The organism is Pseudomonas petrae (assembly GCF_021728295.1).
GTDB classification, from domain to species: Bacteria; Pseudomonadota; Gammaproteobacteria; order Pseudomonadales; family Pseudomonadaceae; genus Aquipseudomonas; species Aquipseudomonas petrae.
The window spans coordinates 202,456-219,987 of sequence record NZ_JAKJXE010000007.1 but is presented as its reverse complement, the minus strand read 5'-3'; the positions used below and the strand labels follow the sequence as shown (position 1 = coordinate 219,987).

The 17,532-nt window shown below is 59.3% G+C and carries 18 protein-coding genes; 15 read left to right on the top strand and 3 right to left on the bottom strand.

Annotated elements, in window-relative coordinates:
• Window positions 1-271 precede the first annotated feature (271 nt).
• From L4G42_RS14380 to L4G42_RS14360, 5 genes are all read left to right on the top strand, one after another.
• Window positions 272-2,704 carry a Lon protease family protein gene (locus L4G42_RS14380; RefSeq protein ID WP_237251968.1) on the top strand — a complete coding sequence of 811 codons (2,433 nt, stop codon included), beginning with the start codon at window positions 272-274 and terminating at the stop codon, window positions 2,702-2,704.
• Window positions 2,705-2,887: 183 nt separating this feature from the next.
• Complete coding sequence (locus tag L4G42_RS14375) at window positions 2,888-3,220, top strand: PA4575 family protein (protein ID WP_237252000.1); 333 nt, start codon at window positions 2,888-2,890, stop codon at window positions 3,218-3,220.
• Between the two features lie 169 nt (window positions 3,221-3,389).
• Window positions 3,390-3,878 (top strand): TIGR00645 family protein, encoded by a 489-nt coding sequence (locus tag L4G42_RS14370; protein WP_065987683.1) that lies wholly within the window; start codon window positions 3,390-3,392, stop codon window positions 3,876-3,878.
• Window positions 3,879-4,017: 139 nt separating this feature from the next.
• Window positions 4,018-4,323 (top strand): DUF6482 family protein, encoded by a 306-nt coding sequence (locus L4G42_RS14365; protein ID WP_237251969.1) that lies wholly within the window; start codon window positions 4,018-4,020, stop codon window positions 4,321-4,323.
• A gap of 85 nt (window positions 4,324-4,408) precedes the next feature.
• Window positions 4,409-5,026, top strand: a complete 618-nt coding sequence (locus L4G42_RS14360; RefSeq protein WP_237259283.1) for a BamJ family beta-barrel-assembly machinery protein — start codon at window positions 4,409-4,411, stop codon at window positions 5,024-5,026.
• 82 nt (window positions 5,027-5,108) lie between these two features.
• Here L4G42_RS14360 and L4G42_RS14355 read toward each other — a convergent pair whose 3' ends face one another.
• Both L4G42_RS14355 and L4G42_RS14350 read right to left on the bottom strand, forming a co-directional pair.
• A complete protein-coding gene (locus tag L4G42_RS14355; protein ID WP_237251971.1) occupies window positions 5,109-5,351 on the bottom strand; it encodes a PA4570 family protein in 243 nt (80 codons plus the stop codon).
• A gap of 172 nt (window positions 5,352-5,523) precedes the next feature.
• Window positions 5,524-6,492, bottom strand: a complete 969-nt coding sequence (locus L4G42_RS14350) for a polyprenyl synthetase family protein (RefSeq protein ID WP_237251972.1) — start codon at window positions 6,490-6,492, stop codon at window positions 5,524-5,526.
• 239 nt (window positions 6,493-6,731) lie between these two features.
• Here L4G42_RS14350 and rplU point away from each other — a divergent pair, with 239 nt between their 5' ends.
• From rplU to L4G42_RS14325, 5 genes are all read left to right on the top strand, one after another.
• Window positions 6,732-7,046, top strand: a complete 315-nt coding sequence (rplU, locus tag L4G42_RS14345) for a 50S ribosomal protein L21 (RefSeq protein WP_003176051.1) — start codon at window positions 6,732-6,734, stop codon at window positions 7,044-7,046.
• Window positions 7,047-7,079: 33 nt separating this feature from the next.
• On the top strand, window positions 7,080-7,352 hold the full coding sequence (gene rpmA / locus L4G42_RS14340; protein WP_037015434.1) for a 50S ribosomal protein L27: 273 nt from the start codon (window positions 7,080-7,082) through the stop codon (window positions 7,350-7,352).
• A gap of 241 nt (window positions 7,353-7,593) precedes the next feature.
• Entirely contained in the window at window positions 7,594-8,817 is a 1,224-nt protein-coding gene (gene cgtA / locus L4G42_RS14335) for an Obg family GTPase CgtA (RefSeq protein ID WP_237251973.1), read from the top strand.
• An 85-nt stretch (window positions 8,818-8,902) separates the two neighbouring features.
• Window positions 8,903-10,021 (top strand): glutamate 5-kinase, encoded by a 1,119-nt coding sequence (gene proB, locus L4G42_RS14330; RefSeq protein ID WP_237251974.1) that lies wholly within the window; start codon window positions 8,903-8,905, stop codon window positions 10,019-10,021.
• A 27-nt stretch (window positions 10,022-10,048) separates the two neighbouring features.
• A complete protein-coding gene (locus L4G42_RS14325; protein WP_237251975.1) occupies window positions 10,049-10,519 on the top strand; it encodes a CreA family protein in 471 nt (156 codons plus the stop codon).
• Window positions 10,520-10,587: 68 nt separating this feature from the next.
• On the opposite strand, the gene rpsT is transcribed toward L4G42_RS14325, so the two are convergent.
• The gene (gene rpsT, locus L4G42_RS14320) at window positions 10,588-10,866 is read right to left on the bottom strand and encodes a 30S ribosomal protein S20 (protein WP_037015424.1); all 279 of its coding nucleotides are present in this window, start codon (window positions 10,864-10,866) and stop codon (window positions 10,588-10,590) included.
• A gap of 251 nt (window positions 10,867-11,117) precedes the next feature.
• Here rpsT and murJ point away from each other — a divergent pair, with 251 nt between their 5' ends.
• The 5 genes from murJ (at window position 11,118) to fkpB (ending at window position 17,526) form a co-directional block, all read left to right on the top strand.
• Window positions 11,118-12,662, top strand: coding sequence for a murein biosynthesis integral membrane protein MurJ (murJ, locus tag L4G42_RS14315; protein WP_237251976.1), 1,545 nt, complete (start codon window positions 11,118-11,120; stop codon window positions 12,660-12,662).
• A 118-nt stretch (window positions 12,663-12,780) separates the two neighbouring features.
• Window positions 12,781-13,728 carry a bifunctional riboflavin kinase/FAD synthetase gene (gene ribF, locus L4G42_RS14310; protein WP_237251977.1) on the top strand — a complete coding sequence of 316 codons (948 nt, stop codon included), beginning with the start codon at window positions 12,781-12,783 and terminating at the stop codon, window positions 13,726-13,728.
• A gap of 1 nt (window position 13,729) precedes the next feature.
• Window positions 13,730-16,561: an isoleucine--tRNA ligase gene (gene ileS / locus L4G42_RS14305; protein ID WP_237251978.1), complete on the top strand. Its 2,832-nt coding sequence runs from the start codon at window positions 13,730-13,732 to the stop codon at window positions 16,559-16,561.
• Window positions 16,554-17,066, top strand: coding sequence for a signal peptidase II (gene lspA / locus L4G42_RS14300; protein ID WP_065987672.1), 513 nt, complete (start codon window positions 16,554-16,556; stop codon window positions 17,064-17,066). The genes ileS and lspA overlap by 8 nt, the downstream gene beginning before the upstream one ends.
• A gap of 7 nt (window positions 17,067-17,073) precedes the next feature.
• The gene (gene fkpB / locus L4G42_RS14295) at window positions 17,074-17,526 is read left to right on the top strand and encodes an FKBP-type peptidyl-prolyl cis-trans isomerase (protein ID WP_237252001.1); all 453 of its coding nucleotides are present in this window, start codon (window positions 17,074-17,076) and stop codon (window positions 17,524-17,526) included.
• Window positions 17,527-17,532 lie beyond the last annotated feature (6 nt).

The following is a 17,532-nucleotide window of genomic DNA, read 5'->3' as shown; positions in this document are numbered from 1 at the left end:
CTCTGTTGTTTCAACCAAGGGTCGGATTCCTGGCCGGTAGGGCGCCAGGGCGGACCGGTTATTTAAATTGTTACCGGTCGCGCAAGTTGGAGTTTAGGCACGATATGAACGTTCCGTGAGTAATTACAGATTGTTGGGTGTAATCCACCTCCGCCGGGTGTGTAGGCCGGTTCGTCACGAGGAAAAAAGCTCACGTGGTTCTTGCCTTGCCAGTGCGGTGCGACGAGCGCCAGAATGCGCCCATCTGCCCTGCCTGATGTAAGGATGTCCGATGCCCGATTCTGTTGCTGCCAGCTTGCGACTTGCGCCCGAAGCGCTGACCCGTCCCTTTTCCGCTGAACAGTTCAGCTTCACGACAACCAACGATCTGGAACCCTTTCGCGGCGTGCTCGGCCAGGAACGAGCGGTCGAAGCCTTGCAATTCGGGGTCGCGATGCCGCGCCCTGGCTATAACGTATTCGTCATGGGCGAGCCCGGCACCGGCCGCTTCTCCTTCGTCAAGCGCTACCTCAAGGCCGAAGCCAAGCGCATGCAGACGCCGTCGGACTGGGTGTACGTCAACAATTTTGATGACGCCCGTGAGCCCCGCGCGCTGGAACTGCCGCCGGGTAGCGCCAGCGCGTTCATCGCCGACATCAACGGACTGATCGACAACCTGCTGTCGACGTTTCCTGCGGTGTTCGAGCATCCGTCCTACCAGCAGAAGAAGAGCTCGATCGACCGCGCCTTCAATCAGCGCTACGACCGCGCCCTCGATGTCATCGAGCGTCTTGCGCTGGAAAAGGACATCGCGCTGTACCGCGACAACACCAACATTGCATTCACGCCAATGCTCGAAGGCAAGGCTCTGGACGAGGCCGAGTTTTCGCAGTTGCCAGAAGCTGAGCGCGAGCGTTTTCACACCGATATTTCGACGCTGGAAGAGCGGTTGAATGAAGAACTCGCCAGCCTGCCGCAGTGGAAACGCGAGTCCAACAACCAGATGCGTGAGCTCAATGAAGAGACCATCATCCTTGCGCTTCAGCCGCTGCTGGCACCGTTGTCCGAGCAGTACGCCGAGAACGCCGCAGTGTGCGCCTACCTTCAGGCGGTGCAGGTCAATCTGCTTAAAACCGTGGTCGAGCAACTGGTTGACGACAGCAAAACCGATGCCCAGGCGCGCAAGCTGCTCGAAGAGCAATACTGCCCAAGCCTGATGGTCGGCCACTCCGCCAGCGGTGGCGCGCCGGTGGTGTTCGAGCCGCACCCGACCTACGACAATCTCTTCGGCCGCATCGAATACAGCACCGATCAGGGCGCGCTTTACACCACCTATCGTCAGCTGCGGCCCGGGGCGTTTCACCGCGCCAACGGCGGTTTTCTGGTGCTCGAAGCCGAGAAAATGCTCAGCGAGCCGTTCGTGTGGGACGCCCTCAAGCGCTCCCTGCAATCGCGCAAGCTGAAAATGGAAGCGCCACTGGGTGAGCTGGGTCGTCTTGCCACCGTGACTTTGACCCCGCAAACCATTCCGCTGCAGGTCAAAGTCATCATCATTGGCGCGCGGTCGCTGTATTACACGCTGCAGGACCTCGATCCGGACTTCCAGGAGATGTTCCGGGTGCTGGTGGATTTCGACGAAGACATTCCCATGGTCGACGAGAGCCTGGAGCAGTTCGCCCAGTTGCTCAAAACCCGGACCTCGGAAGAGGGCATGGCGCCCCTGACGGCGGATGCGGTTGCGCGTCTTGCCACGTACAGTGCACGTCTCGCCGAGCACCAGGGGCGCTTGTCGGCGCGCATTGGCGACTTGTTTCAACTGGTCAGCGAAGCAGACTTCATCCGCAGCGTGGCCGGTGACGAACGTACTGACGCCGGGCACATCGAGCGCGCGCTGAAGGCCAAGGCCACCCGCACCGGTCGGGTGTCGGCCCGAATTCTCGATGACATGCTCGCGGGCATCATCCTGATCGACACCGATGGTGCGGCGGTTGGCAAGTGCAACGGGCTGACGGTGCTGGAAGTGGGCGATTCGGCGTTCGGTGTGCCGGCGCGCATCTCGGCGACGGTCTACCCGGGCGGCAGCGGCATCGTCGACATCGAGCGGGAAGTCAACCTGGGCCAGCCGATTCACTCCAAAGGCGTGATGATCCTCACCGGTTATCTGGGCAGCCGTTATGCCCAGGAATTCCCGCTGGCCATTTCCGCGAGCATCGCGCTGGAACAGTCCTACGGTTATGTCGATGGCGACAGCGCTTCCCTCGGCGAGGTCTGCACGCTGATTTCCGCACTGTCGAAAACCCCGCTCAAGCAGTGCTTCGCCATCACCGGCTCGATCAACCAGTTCGGCGAAGTCCAGGCGGTCGGCGGCGTCAACGAGAAGATTGAAGGCTTCTTCCGACTCTGCGAAGCCCGAGGTCTTACGGGCGATCAAGGCGCGATCATTCCTCATGCCAACGTCGCCACGCTGATGCTCGACGAGCGCGTGCTGCAAGCCGTGCGCGCCGGGCAGTTCCACGTATACGCCGTGCGTCAGGTGGATGAGGCGCTGAGCCTGCTGGTGGGCATGCCGGTCGGTGAAGCGGACGAAGACGGTCAATTCCCCGACGATTCGGTCAACGGCAGGGTGGTGGACCGCCTGCGCGACATCGCTGAAATGCTCAGCGACGACGACCTCAAAGAGCTCGAAAAGGAGGCGCCACAATTACAGCCTGAGCTGAAAAGCTAGGCCTTTGACGTCAATGAAACAGGGCGCTTGATGGCAAAATGACCATTCGGCGCCCTTTTCGTTTTCGCGCTTTTCCAACGGGGTATTTGTTCGATATTGTCGGGTTGCAGCAGTTGTCAAAGGGACTGACGCGTTCCCTCGTTATGCGAGGAGATGAATACTGCAATCAATGAGGAGCTCGCCATGCCGCGCAGCCTCTGTCTTACTCGCCAATGCCTGGGTCTGGTGACCCGAATCGAATGTGTCGTTCGCCCGCTGTCAGGCGATAAAGGAATGTGGACCTTATTGTTCGCTGCCGGAATGTCTGGCGAACAGCCCTCCGCACTCAAGGCTCAAGGGCCTTTTCATGGACCGATTGCTGCCGAATCGGTGCTTGATGCCATTGCCGAAAGCCTTGTGTTGCATGGCTATCAAACGGCAGAGGAAATCCCGATCTGGGGTCTTCACCTTCAGGGGGAGCTGCGAAGAATCAACAGCGACGCTGCCCAGGGGCAGCGGACGTCTCCCGCCAACTGACCCCAGCGCTTCGACGAGTCCTGCGTTTGCCTTCTGCGGTCTGCAGATGCGGATTTGTCGAGCGTCCCCTACGCCTGATCTGGCGTTATTGTTTCAACTCTTTTCGCGGTGGGTTGTGCTCCGGCCTTCGCCCTATACTCGCGAGCTTTTAAATTATCTGTGAGCTTCAATGGAACGTTTTATCGAAAATGCCATGTACGCATCGCGCTGGTTGCTGGCGCCGATCTACTTTGGTTTGTCTCTGGGGCTGTTGGCGCTGGCGCTGAAGTTCTTTCAGGAAATTTTCCACATCATCCCCAACGTGTTTGCGCTGGCTGAATCGGACCTGATTCTGGTGCTGCTGTCGTTGATCGACATGGCGCTGGTCGGTGGTTTGCTGGTCATGGTGATGATCTCCGGCTACGAGAACTTCGTGTCCCAGCTGGATATCGACGAAGGCAAGGAGAAGCTCAACTGGCTGGGCAAGATGGATTCTTCGTCGCTGAAGATGAAAGTCGCCGCGTCCATCGTCGCGATCTCGTCCATTCACCTGTTGCGGGTGTTCATGGATGCCAAGAATATCGAGCCGCAATACCTGATGTGGTACGTGATCATTCACATGACCTTCGTGGTCTCGGCCTTCGCGATGGGCTACCTGGACAAGCTGACCAAGCACTGATTGCCTGCGCTTGTGGCCGTGCGGTGATAGCAGCTTTCGAAGCAAATATGACCAGCGGCACTGCTGGTCCCTTGCGCTCAGGCCAGCGTCAGCGAGACTTGGGGTTCGCTCATTCAGCCAGTGACCACGAGGCTTTGCCATGAACTTGCAGGAACTCAACTCACACGCCGGCGCCGGCCGCATCGACGAACTCAACCTCATTTCCATCGAAGGCGGCATCTACCTGCTGGAAGCACGGATGCAGGGCGTCGCACATCGTCTGGTCGACGCGCAGAACAGAGCATTGCACCTGCGTTCAGTCGAGCACGCACGCCAACTCCTGCAGTCGGTCCCACCGCTGTCATTCAGCCTGGTCCACGCCGTGGTTCACGATGAGATGTGCGGTGTGGAAGACGGCCTGGATCAGAACGTCAAGATTCCCCTGTCCATCCGGTCGGCTTGGTAGGCTGTTACTCGATATTGTGCTTTGTGCTAGTCTGCCCGGCCTTTAAATGTGAGCGCCCACGGGTGCTCTTCAGCGGAGCAGTGTCATGTCCGAAGTCAATCTGTCCACCGACGAAACCCGCGTCAGCTACGGTATTGGTCGTCAGCTGGGCGACCAACTGCGTGACAACCCGCCACCGGGTGTCGACCTCGACGCTATTCTGGTCGGCCTGACCGACGCCTTCGACGGCAAGCCGAGCCGCGTTGGCCAGGAAGAAATGGGCGCGAGCTTTAAAGTCATCCGCGAAATCATGCAAGCCGAAGCAGCTTCCAAAGCTGAAGCAGCGGCTGGCGCCGGCAAGGAATACCTGACCGAGAACGCCAAGCGTGATGGCGTGACCACTCTGGCCTCCGGTCTGCAATATGAAGTGATCACTGCGGGCGAAGGCGCTCAGCCGACCCGCGAAAGCAACGTGCGCACCCATTACCACGGCATGCTGATCGACGGTACTGTGTTTGACAGCTCCTACGATCGTGGTGAGCCGGCTGAATTCCCGGTTGGCGGCGTGATTCCAGGCTGGACCGAAGCCCTTCAACTGATGAAGGCCGGCAGCAAATGGCGTCTGTACGTTCCTAGCGAATTGGCCTACGGCGCTCAAGGCGTTGGCAGCATTCCGCCGCACAGCGTTCTGGTCTTCGACGTCGAGCTGCTCGACGTTCTGTAAGGTTCTGTAGCGACCGCTTCACGCTCGACAGATGCCGAGTCAGCCCCGCGCTGGCTCGGCATTGTCGTTTTATCTGTTCTCATCAATGCAGTTCACTGGTCGGACGCAATGCCCGTGCATAACAGAACAGAAACAGACTTCGTACCATCTCTTTCTGAACGCAGGGTTCGCTCGAACTCAGGCTGCTGACATCCAGATCCCCCTGATCGCGCAATTCGTCGAGCGCCTCTTCCTCCAGCACCGCACACACTTTGCCCGTCTCGCGATCGAGGATGCGCAGGTAGGGCTGTGGCCGATCAAGCCAGGCATCAATCAGATACGTCATGTGATTCTCCTTGAGTGTTTCAATGAGAATAATTCTTATCTGAAGAATGGCAAGGATCTATTTGAGATTAATTCGCATTGGCTGCTTTGGGGGGGCTTTCAAGGGTGGCGTTGAATCGCGCACAACAAAAAGCCCGTCACGTGGACGGGCTTTCGGCGGGGCAGGGCAGCGGTCAGTGTGTGCGAGCGACCGCAAATTCACTCAACTCGACGAGGGCGTCGCGGTAGACGCTCGGCGGCAGCACATCCAGACAGGCAATGGCGCGAGCAATGTAGTCGCGTGCCAGTTGGGCGGTGTATTCAAGGGCGCCTGACTTTTCCACGGCATCGCGGATGCTTTCGAGATCTTCCAGACCGCCCTTCTGAATGGCCTGACGAACCAGCGCGGCTTGTTCAGGCGTGCCTTCGCGCATGGTGTAGATCAGCGGCAGGGTAGGCTTGCCTTCGGCGAGGTCGTCACCGACGTTCTTGCCAAGGGTTTCCGCATCGCCGCGATAGTCCAGCAGGTCGTCGACCAGTTGGAAAGCGACACCCAGATGATCACCGAAGGTGCGCAGCGCTTCGCTTTGCTCCGGGCCGGCGTTGGCCAGGGCTGCGGCGCTGTGGGTCGACGCTTCGAAGAGCATCGCGGTTTTGCCGCGGATGACTTCCATGTAGGTTTCTTCGGTGGTGCTGGCGTCGCGCACCTTGGACAGCTGCAGTACTTCACCTTCCGCGATGATCCGCGTGGCCTTCGACAGGATCTGCATGACCGGCATCGAGCCGAGTTCGACCATCATCTCGAACGAGCGCGAATACAGAAAGTCACCCACCAGTACGCTCGGCGCGTTGCCCCACATCGCATTGGCGGTCGAGCGGCCACGGCGCATGCCGGACATGTCGACGACGTCGTCGTGCAGCAGGGTAGCGGTGTGCAGGAACTCGATGGTCGCTGCCAGCAGGCGCAAATCATCACCGCCAGAGCCCAGCGCTTTGCCGCACAACAGAACGAGCAATGGGCGCAGGCGTTTACCGCCAGCAGAGGTGATGTAGTCGCCGATTTTGGAGACCAGCGGCACGCGCGATGTCAGCTGCTTCTTGATAATGTGGTCGACGGCTGTAAAGTCGTCCGCCACAGCGGTGTAGAAGGCTTGGGGTTGCATCAGCGAGACGTGCTCCAGAAGGGTTGCGCGGCATGCTAGGTTGCAGGCCCCACCCTGTCAAGGCGTGACATAACGCAGCTTGCAAGGCGTTGATCGCTTGCGTACAATCGCGCACCCTAACTTCCTGGGCAGCACCTGCCTTACGCAATTGCATGTCGGCCTTCCAGCCTTGTGCAGCCATGCCAGCCAATACCTCTTCCTATAAAGAGCTGGGTGAGCAGGATTATCGGAGATACACCATGTCTTATGCAGTAATCGTTACTGGCGGCAAGCAATACAAGGTCGCCCCAGGTGAATACCTGAAGATTGAAAAACTGGAAATCGCTACCGGCGAATCCGTTACTTTTGATCGCGTTCTGTTGGTTGCCAATGGCGACGACGTGAATATCGGCGCTCCAGTTGTTGCAGGCGCTACCGTTGTGGCTGAAGTGATCTCCCAGGGTCGTCACGATAAAGTCCGCATCATCAAGTTCCGTCGTCGTAAGCACCACATGAAGCGTATGGGCCACCGCCAGTGGTACACCGAGATCAAAATCACCGGTATTCAGGCTTAATTTCAGCCTAATCCTCACTAGGAGAATTGACTCATGGCACACAAAAAAGCTGGTGGTAGTACCCGTAACGGTCGCGACTCAGAAGCCAAACGCCTTGGCGTGAAGATGTACGGCGGCCAGGTTATCGTTCCGGGCAACATCATCGTGCGTCAGCGCGGCACCCAATTCCACGCTGGCTACGGCGTTGGTATGGGCAAAGATCACACCCTGTTCGCCAAAGTCGAAGGCGTGATCAAGTTCCAGGTTAAAGGCGCCTTCGGTCGTCGCTATGTAAGCATCGTGCCAAAGACTGAAGTCGCGGCATAATCTTGCGTTCAGGGGGTGTGAGGGCTTGACCTTCACACCTCCTGAGCTGAAAAGCCCTGTCGATGACAGGGCTTTTTCGTTTGTAGAAGGTCCTGTTTCTGGTGAGTCTCTTGCAAAGCTGTTTGTGTGGGCCGTTGTGGTGTGAAGTCGCTGGTTTTTGATCGGTATCGCAACGCTCATCTTTGCAAGAGCCTTATGAATCTATGTTGTTTGCTCGTCTTTGTGACGGGAGGCGTGCGCTATGAAATTTGTTGATGAAGTATCCATTCGAGTAAAGGCCGGTGATGGCGGTAACGGTTGCATGAGCTTCCGCCGCGAAAAATTCATCGAGAACGGTGGGCCCAACGGTGGTGATGGCGGTGACGGCGGCTCGATCTACATGATCGCCGACGAAAACCTCAACACCCTGGTCGACTATCGCTACACCCGCCATTTCGACGCCGAGCGCGGTTCGAACGGCGGCAGCACCGACTGCACCGGTCGCAAGGGTGAAGAGCTGGTATTGCGCGTGCCGGTCGGCACCACCGTGATCGACGCCGGTACCCAGGAAGTGATCGGCGACCTGACCAAAGCCGGCCAGCGTCTGCTGGTGGCTCATGGCGGCTGGCACGGTCTGGGTAACACGCGTTTCAAATCCAGTACCAACCGTGCACCGCGTCAGACCACGCCGGGCAAGCCGGGTGAGCAGCGTGATCTCAAGCTTGAGCTGAAAGTGCTGGCTGACGTTGGTCTGCTCGGTTTGCCGAACGCTGGCAAGAGCACGTTCATTCGTTCGGTATCGGCAGCCAAGCCAAAGGTCGCTGATTACCCGTTCACCACCCTGGTGCCAAACCTGGGTGTCGTCAGTGTCGATCGCTGGAAAAGCTTTGTTGTGGCCGATATTCCCGGCCTGATCGAAGGTGCTTCCCACGGTGCCGGTCTGGGGATTCGTTTCCTCAAACACCTGGCGCGTACGCGTCTGTTGCTGCACCTCGTCGACATGGCGCCGCTTGATGAAAGCAGCGCGCCGGATGCCGCTGAAGTCATCGTCACCGAGCTGTTCAAGTTCAGCCCTGCGCTGGCCGACCGTGATCGCTGGCTGGTGCTGAACAAGTGCGACCAGATCCTCGAAGAAGAGCATGAGGCCCGCAAGCAGGAGATCATCGATCGTCTGGAGTGGACCGGCCCTGTCTACGTGATCTCGGCCATCGCCAAAGAAGGCACTGATCGCCTGACCCACGACATCATGCGCTATCTCGAAGATCGCGCTGATCGTCTGGCCAATGACCCGTCGTACGCCGCCGAGCTGGCTGAGCTGGATCAACGCATCGAAGACGAAGCCCGCGCCCAGTTGCAGGCGCTGGATGATCAGCGTGCCTTGCGCCGTAGCGGCGTGAAGAGCGTGCATGACATCGGCGATGATGATTGGGATGAGGAAGACGTGGAAGACGAAGATGGTCCGGAAATCATTTACGTCCGCGACTGATCGACTGAAGTAAACTACGACGCCGCTCTTGAAGCGGCGTTTTAGTATCTAGAATTCGGACTCTCTGGCTTAAGGTTGAAAGATCATGCGGAGCAAGGTGACAGGTGCCCAGCGTTGGGTGGTAAAGATCGGAAGTGCGCTGCTGACAGCGGACGGCAAGGGTCTGGATCGCAACGCGATGGGTGTTTGGGTCGAGCAGATGGTGGCCCTGCATGAGGCGGGTGTCGAACTGGTCCTGGTGTCGTCCGGCGCGGTAGCGGCCGGCATGAGCCGTTTGGGCTGGACTGCGCGACCGAGTGCCATGCATGAGCTTCAGGCCGCTGCAGCAATCGGTCAGATGGGTCTGGTGCAGGCGTGGGAATCCAGCTTCGCCGAGCATCAGCGGCACACCGCGCAGATTCTGCTCACCCACGACGATCTGTCCGATCGCAAGCGCTACCTGAACGCCCGAAGCACGCTGCGCACCCTGGTTGAGCTGGGTGTTATTCCTGTCATCAATGAAAACGACACGGTCGTCACCGACGAGATCCGTTTCGGCGACAACGATACGCTGGCGGCGCTGGTGGCCAACCTGGTGGAAGCCGACCTGTTGGTCATCCTGACCGACCGTGACGGCATGTTCGATGCCGACCCTCGCAACAATCCTGAAGCGCAGCTCATTTATGAGGCGCGTGCCGATGATCCCGCCCTTGATGCAGTCGCTGGCGGCACCGGCGGGGCGCTGGGTCGTGGCGGCATGCAGACCAAATTGCGTGCTGCGCGACTCGCCGCCCGTTCTGGCGCGCACACCGTGATTGTGGGTGGCCGCATCGAGCGCGTGCTGGCGCGGCTGAAAGCCGGTGAGCGCTTGGGCACGTTGCTGTCTCCTGAGCGCGAAATGCTCGCGGCTCGCAAGCAATGGCTGGCCGGGCATCTGCAAACCCGTGGCACGCTGGTGCTGGACGAGGGTGCGGTGAAAGCGCTGACCCACAGCCACAAGAGCCTGTTGCCGGTCGGCGTCAAGCTGGTGCAGGGCAGCTTTCGTCGCGGCGAGATGGTGGTATGCGTGGCGGCCGACGGTCGCGAGATCGCCCGCGGTCTCAGCAATTACAGCGCGCTCGAAGCGCAGAAGATCATTGGTCTGCCCTCTGATGCAATCGTCAAAGAGCTGGGTTACATGGCCGAGCCTGAGCTCGTGCACCGTGACAACCTGATTCTGGTCTGAACTGCATCATCAAAAAAGGAAGCATAAATGCGAGTCATGAAAGGGCTGGTAGGCGCGTTGCTGATGTTGCCGTTGCTGGCATCGGCTGAAGAGATCGGCCAGGTATCCACCGTGTTCAAGATGGTGGGTCCGAACGACCGGATCGTGGTCGAGGCATTCGACGACCCCAAGGTCGACGGCGTGACGTGCTATCTGTCCCGCGCGAAAACCGGTGGGGTGAAGGGTGGGCTGGGCCTTGCTGAAGATCGTGCCGAAGCGTCCATCGCTTGCCGGCAGGTCGGTCCCATTCATTTCAAGGAGCAATTGAAGGACGGTGACGAGGTGTTCAAGGAGCGGACCTCGCTGGTGTTCAAGACCATGCAGGTCGTGCGATTCCTCGACAAGAAGCGCAACACGCTGGTGTATCTCGTCTACAGCGACAGGGTGATCGAGGGCAGTCCGCAGAACGCCGTGACCGCGATCCCGATTCTGCCGTGGGCGCCTGCTCCTGCGCCTTGATGCTGAAGCGTCAAATCGAAGGCAATAAAAAACCGACCCTGGGGTCGGTTTTTTAACAAGCGAATCGCTTAGGCTGCAGCAGCAAGGTTCAGAGCCTTGATGTGGCCATTCAAGCGACCTTTATGGCGAGCAGCTTTGTTCTTGTGGATGATGCCTTTATCGGCCATACGGTCGATAACTGGCACGGCCAGAACATAAGCAGCTTGCGCTTTTTCAGCGTCTTTAGCGTCGATGGCTTTAACTACATTCTTGATGTAGGTACGAACCATGGAACGCATGCTGGCGTTGTGGCTGCGACGCTTCTCAGCCTGTTTTGCACGTTTTTTGGCGGAAGGTGTGTTGGCCACCGTCGAGCTCCTCGAAAGACTTGGGAAATAGCTAACAAAATAGGCCGCGAATCATGCCGATGAGTTTGACACTTGTCAAGGGCAGTTGATGCGTTCCGCTGAGTGGTCGCAGTGTGGTGCCGAGGTGATTTCTTTCCGGCGTGCGACCTGTAAACTCGCGGGCTTTGGCTCTGAGCTGTTTTGCGGCGCGGAGTATCGCATATATGGAACGCGCTTTGGCGCTTCCTTTGGTCAGGCGTACAAACCTTTCGATGAATCTACTCAAATCGCTTGCCGCCGTTAGCTCTATTACGATGCTTTCGCGGGTGCTGGGCTTTGTCCGCGATACCATCATCGCACGCGCGTTTGGCGCCGGCATGGCCACTGACGCCTTCTTTATCGCGTTCAAACTGCCCAACCTGCTGCGCCGAATTTTTGCCGAGGGCGCTTTCTCACAGGCATTCGTGCCGATCCTGGCGGAATACAAAAGCCAGCAGGGCGAAGAGGCAACCCGCACATTTGTCGCGTATGTCACCGGCCTCCTGACCCTCGCCCTGGCGATCGTCACTGTGTTGGGCGTCGTGTTCGCCCCCTGGGTCATCTGGGCGACTGCGCCGGGGTTTGCCGACACGCCTGAGAAATTCCAGCTCACGTCGGACCTGTTGCGGGTGACCTTTCCTTATATATTGCTCATCTCGCTGTCGTCGCTGGCCGGTGCGATCCTTAACACGTGGAATCGCTTCTCCGTTCCGGCGTTCGTGCCAACGCTGCTCAATCTGGCGATGATCTTCTTCGCCCTGTTCCTTACGCCGTATTTCCACCCGCCCGTGATGGCGCTGGGCTGGGCGGTGCTGGCGGGCGGGCTGCTGCAGCTTCTTTACCAACTGCCGCACCTGAAAAAGATCGGCATGCTGGTGCTGCCGCGCCTCAACCTGCGCGACACCGGTGTCTGGCGAGTGATGAAGCAGATGCTGCCGGCCATGCTCGGGGTTTCCGTCAGTCAGATTTCACTGATTATCAACACGATATTTGCCTCGTTCCTTGTCGCCGGATCGGTGTCGTGGATGTACTACGCCGACCGCCTGATGGAGTTGCCTTCCGGTGTGCTGGGCGTGGCGTTGGGGACGATTCTTCTGCCGATTCTCTCGAAAACCTACGCCAGCCGGGATCGCCACGAATATTCGCGCATCCTCGACTGGGGCCTGCGCTTGTGTTTCCTGCTGGTGCTGCCGTGCACGCTGGCGCTCGGACTGCTCGCCGAGCCGCTGACAGTTTCGCTGTTCCAGTACGGCAAGTTCGACGGCGAAGATGCCGCGATGACCCAGCGCGCGCTGGTCGCGTACTCAGTGGGGCTGCTGGGCATCATTGTGATCAAGGTGCTCGCACCGGGCTTTTACGCGCAACAAAATATCCGCACGCCGGTGAAAATAGCGATCTTCACCCTCATAGTGACTCAACTGTTCAACCTGCTTTTCGTCTACGTCATCCATCTGGCGCACGCCGGTCTGGCGCTGGCGATCAGCGTGGGGGCGTGCCTCAACGCGTTGCTGCTGTTCTGGCAATTGCGCAAGCAGGACCTGTTTCAGCCGCAGCCGGGTTGGCCGGTGTTTTTGGGCAAGCTGATTATCGCTGTGGCGGTGATGTCCGCCGTACTGCTTGGCCTGATGCATGTGATGCCCGCCTGGTCAGACGGTGAAATGCTGCAGCGATTCCTGCGCCTGGGCGCGTTGGTGGTGGCGGGGGTCGTGGCGTATTTCGGCACCCTGCTGGTGTTGGGTTTCCGGGTCAGGCATTTCGCTCGCAAGGCGATCCTGTAGGATCAGTCGTCGTTTTCTGCCGGTTAACGTCGATTGTTGTGGTTTGCCCGGATGTGTCGCCTGTCGTTGACGGCGGTGTGTGGTTATAATCGGCCACTTTATGAGCAAGAAGCGCGTTATGCAGCTGGTTCGAGGCCTTCACAATCTGCGCCCGCAGCACCGGGGCTGCGTCGCCACCATTGGCAATTTCGACGGTGTTCACCGGGGTCACCAGGCTATCCTGGCGCGGCTGCGTGAGCGTGCCGTCGAGCTGGGCTTGCCCAGTTGTGTGGTGATCTTCGAACCGCAACCACGCGAGTTCTTCGCTCCCGAGACGGCGCCGGCCCGTCTGGCCCGGCTGCGCGACAAGCTTGATCTGCTTGCTGGCGAGGGCGTTGATCTGGTGTTGTGTCTGGCCTTCAATCAGCGCTTCAGCAAGCTCAGTGCATCCGAGTTTGTCGACACCGTGCTGATCGATGGCCTGGGCGTGAAGCACCTGGAGGTCGGAGACGACTTCCGTTTTGGTTGTGACCGAGTGGGCGATTTCGATTTTCTGCAAAAAGTCGGCGCCGAAAAGGGCTTCACCGTCGAAGCGGCGCAGACCGTCGAAATCGATGGCGTCCGTGTAAGCAGCACCAAGGTGCGCACTGCGCTGGCTGCGGCAGACTTTGCCCTCGCCGAGCATTTGCTGGGCCGTCCTTTCGAGATATCCGGCCGCGTGCTGCATGGCCAGAAGCTGGCGCGTCAGTTGGGTACGCCTACGGCCAACGTGCAACTCAAACGTCGTCGCGTGCCATTGACCGGTGTCTATCTGGTCAGCGCGCTGATCGACGGCAAGGTGTGGCCGGGCGTCGCCAACATTGGCGTGCGTCCCAGCGTGGCAGGCGATGGACGTCCCCACCTGGAGATTCACCTTCTGGATTTTACCGGCGATATCTATGGCCGGCGTTTGACGGTGGTATTCCACCAGAAGCTGCGTGATGAGCAGCGCTTTGCCTCCCTTGAGGCGCTCAAGACGGCGATCGATGCGGATGTCGCTGCCGCTCGTGCCCACTGGCACGACCAACCGCTAAACTTTAGAGCCTGAAATGACCGACTACAAAGCCACGCTTAATCTTCCGGACACCGCCTTCCCTATGAAGGCCGGCCTGCCCCAGCGCGAGCCGCAAACTCTGCAGCGCTGGGACAGCATTGGCCTGTACCAGAAGCTGCGCGAAATTGGCAAGGATCGGCCCAAGTTCGTGCTGCACGACGGGCCTCCATACGCCAACGGCAATATCCACATCGGTCATGCGGTCAACAAGATTCTCAAGGACATGATCGTTCGCTCGAAGACCCTTTCGGGCTTCGACGCGCCCTATATTCCGGGCTGGGATTGCCACGGTCTGCCGATCGAGCACAAGGTCGAAGTCACCCACGGCAAAAATCTGCCAGCGGACAAGACCCGTGAGCTGTGCCGTGCCTACGCGGCCGAGCAGATCGAAGGGCAGAAAGCCGAATTCATTCGTCTGGGCGTGCTCGGCGATTGGGCCAACCCCTACCGCACCATGGACTTCGCCAACGAAGCCGGGGAAATCCGCGCGCTGGCTGAAATGGTCAAGAACGGCTTCGTCTTCAAGGGCCTCAAGCCGGTCAACTGGTGTTTCGATTGCGGTTCGGCGCTGGCTGAAGCGGAAGTCGAATACCAGGACAAGAAATCGTCCACCATCGACGTGGCCTTCCCGGTTGCCGATGCCGACAAGCTTGCTGCCGCCTTCGGTCTGCCAAGCCTGGGCAAACCTGCTGCCATCGTGATCTGGACCACCACCCCGTGGACCATTCCGGCAAACCAGGCGCTCAACGTTCATCCGGAATTCACCTACGCGCTGGTCGATACCGGCGAGCGACTTCTGGTGCTGGCCGAGGAATTGGTCGAGTCCTGCCTCAAGCGCTGGAACCTCGAAGGTTCGGTGCTGGCGACGGCCGAAGGTTCGGCGCTCGAGCTGATCAATTTCCGTCATCCGTTCTACGATCGTCTGTCGCCCATCTATCTGGCCGACTACGTCGAGTTGGGTGCTGGCACGGGTGTCGTTCACAACTCGCCCGCCTATGGCGTCGATGACTTCGTGATTTACAAAAGCTACGGCCTGACCAACGACGACATCATCAGCCCGGTGCAGAGCAACGGCGTGTTCAGCCCGTCGCTGGAGTTCTTTGGTGGCCAGTTCATCTTCAAGGCCAACCAGCCCATCATCGACAAGCTGACCGAAGTCGGCGCGTTGCTGCACACCGAAACCATCACTCACAGCTACATGCACTGCTGGCGCCACAAGACGCCGCTGATCTACCGCGCCACCGCGCAGTGGTTCGTCGGCATGGACAAGCAGCCGACGTCGGGCGACACCCTGCGCAATCGGGCTATGAAAGCCATCGAAGAAACCAAATTCGTGCCGGCATGGGGGCAGGCGCGCTTGCACTCAATGATCGCCAACCGCCCTGACTGGTGCATTTCCCGTCAGCGTAACTGGGGCGTGCCGATCCCGTTTTTCCTGAACAAGGAAAGCGGCGAGCTGCACCCGCGCACCGTCGAACTGATGGAAGAGGTCGCTCAGCGCGTCGAGCAGGAAGGCATCGAAGCCTGGTTCAAGATGGACGCAGCCGAGTTGCTAGGTGACGAAGCGCCGCACTACGACAAGATTTCCGACACTCTGGACGTCTGGTTTGATTCCGGCACCACCCACTGGCACGTCCTGCGCGGCTCGCACCCGATGGGCCACGAGACCGGTCCACGCGCCGACCTGTACCTGGAAGGCTCCGACCAGCACCGCGGCTGGTTCCACTCCTCGCTGCTGACCGGTTGCGCCATCGACAATCACGCGCCGTACCGTGAATTGCTCACCCATGGTTTCACCGTGGACGAGAACGGCCGCAAGATGTCCAAGTCGCTGGGCAACGTCATCGCGCCGCAGACGGTCAACGACACCCTGGGCGCCGACATCATGCGTCTGTGGGTTTCGGCGACCGACTATTCCAGCGAAATGGCCGTCTCCAACACCATCCTGCAGCGCAGCGCCGATGCTTACCGTCGCATCCGCAACACCGCGCGCTTCCTGCTCTCGAACCTGACCGGCTTCAATCCGGCCACCGACTTGCTGCCAGCCGAAGACATGCTGGCACTGGATCGCTGGGCCGTGGACCGCGCGCTGCTGCTGCAGCGTGAGCTGGAAGAGCACTACGGCGAGTACCGGTTCTGGAACGTCTATTCCAAAGTGCACAACTTCTGCGTGCAGGAGTTGGGTGGTTTCTACCTCGACATCATCAAGGATCGCCAATACACCACCGGCGCCAACAGCAAGGCGCGTCGTTCTTGCCAGACCGCGCTGTTCCACATCTCCGAAGCGCTGGTTCGCTGGGTCGCACCGATCCTGGCGTTTACCGCCGATGAACTGTGGCAGTACCTGCCGGGCGAGCGTAACGAGTCGGTCATGCTCAACACCTGGTACCGGGATCTGAGCGAGCTGCCGGAAGGCTTCGAGCTGGACCGCGCCTACTGGGAGCGGATCATGGCGGTGAAGGTGGCAGTCAACAAGGAAATGGAAAACCTGCGCGCGGCCAAGGCCATTGGCGGCAACTTGCAGGCCGAGGTCACGCTGTACGCCGAGGACGCGCTGGTGGCGGATCTGTCCAAGCTGAGCAATGAGCTGCGCTTTGTGCTGATCACATCAACGGCCAGCGTCGCGCCTTTCGTCAGTGCGCCCGCCGATGCCGTGGTCACCGAAGTCGCCGGTCTGAAGCTCAAGGTCGTCAAATCCGGCCACGCCAAGTGCGCGCGCTGCTGGCATCACCGCGAGGACGTCGGGGTCAATCCCGAGCATCCGGAAATCTGCGGCCGTTGCGTCGACAACATCAGCGGCGCAGGCGAGGTTCGTCACTATGCCTAATGCATCGGCTGGCCGTATGGGCCGACTGGGTTGGCTGTGGTTGAGCGTGCTGGTGGTGGTCATTGACCAGGCCAGCAAGTTCTACTTCGAAAACCGTCTGGAGTTGTACGAGCAGATCGTCATCCTTCCTGACTACTTCAGCTGGATGCTGGCCTACAACACCGGGGCTGCGTTCAGCTTCCTGGCCGACAGTTCCGGCTGGCAGCGCTGGTTGTTTGCGTTGATTGCGGTCGTGGTGAGTGGGGTGCTGGTGGTCTGGCTCAAGCGGCTCGGGCGCGACGAGACCTGGCTGGCGATTGCCCTTGCCCTGATATTGGGCGGGGCGCTTGGCAATCTGTATGACCGAATCTTCATTGGCCATGTGATAGATTTCATTTTCGTGCATTGGAAAGAACACGGCTTCCCGGCCTTCAATGTCGCGGACAGCGCCATTACCGTTGGCGCGATCATGCTGGCTCTGGACATGTTCAAGAGCAAGAAAACCGGAGAAACCGTCAATGACTGATCAGTTGATGACCGAACAGGCTACACAGGAAACACGCATCGGTCAGAACACGGAAGTCACCCTGCATTTCGCACTGCACCTGGAAAACGGCGACACTGTCGACAGCACCTTCGACAAGGCGCCGGCGACCTTCAAGGTCGGCGATGGCAGCCTGCTTCCTGGTTTTGAAGCGCTGATTTTTGGCTTCAAAGCAGGTGACAAACGCACGCTTCAGGTGCCACCGGAAAACGCTTTCGGTCAGCCGAACCCGCAAAACTTGCAGATCATGCCGCGCTCGCAGTTCCAGAACATGGAGCTGTCCGAAGGCCTGCTAGTGATCTTCAACGATGCGGCGAATACCGAACTGCCGGGCGTGGTGAAAGCGATGGACGATGATCAGGTCACCGTCGATTTCAATCACCCGCTGGCGGGCAAGACGTTGACCTTCGAAGTGGAAATTTTCGAGGTGAAGGCACTCTGAGCATCG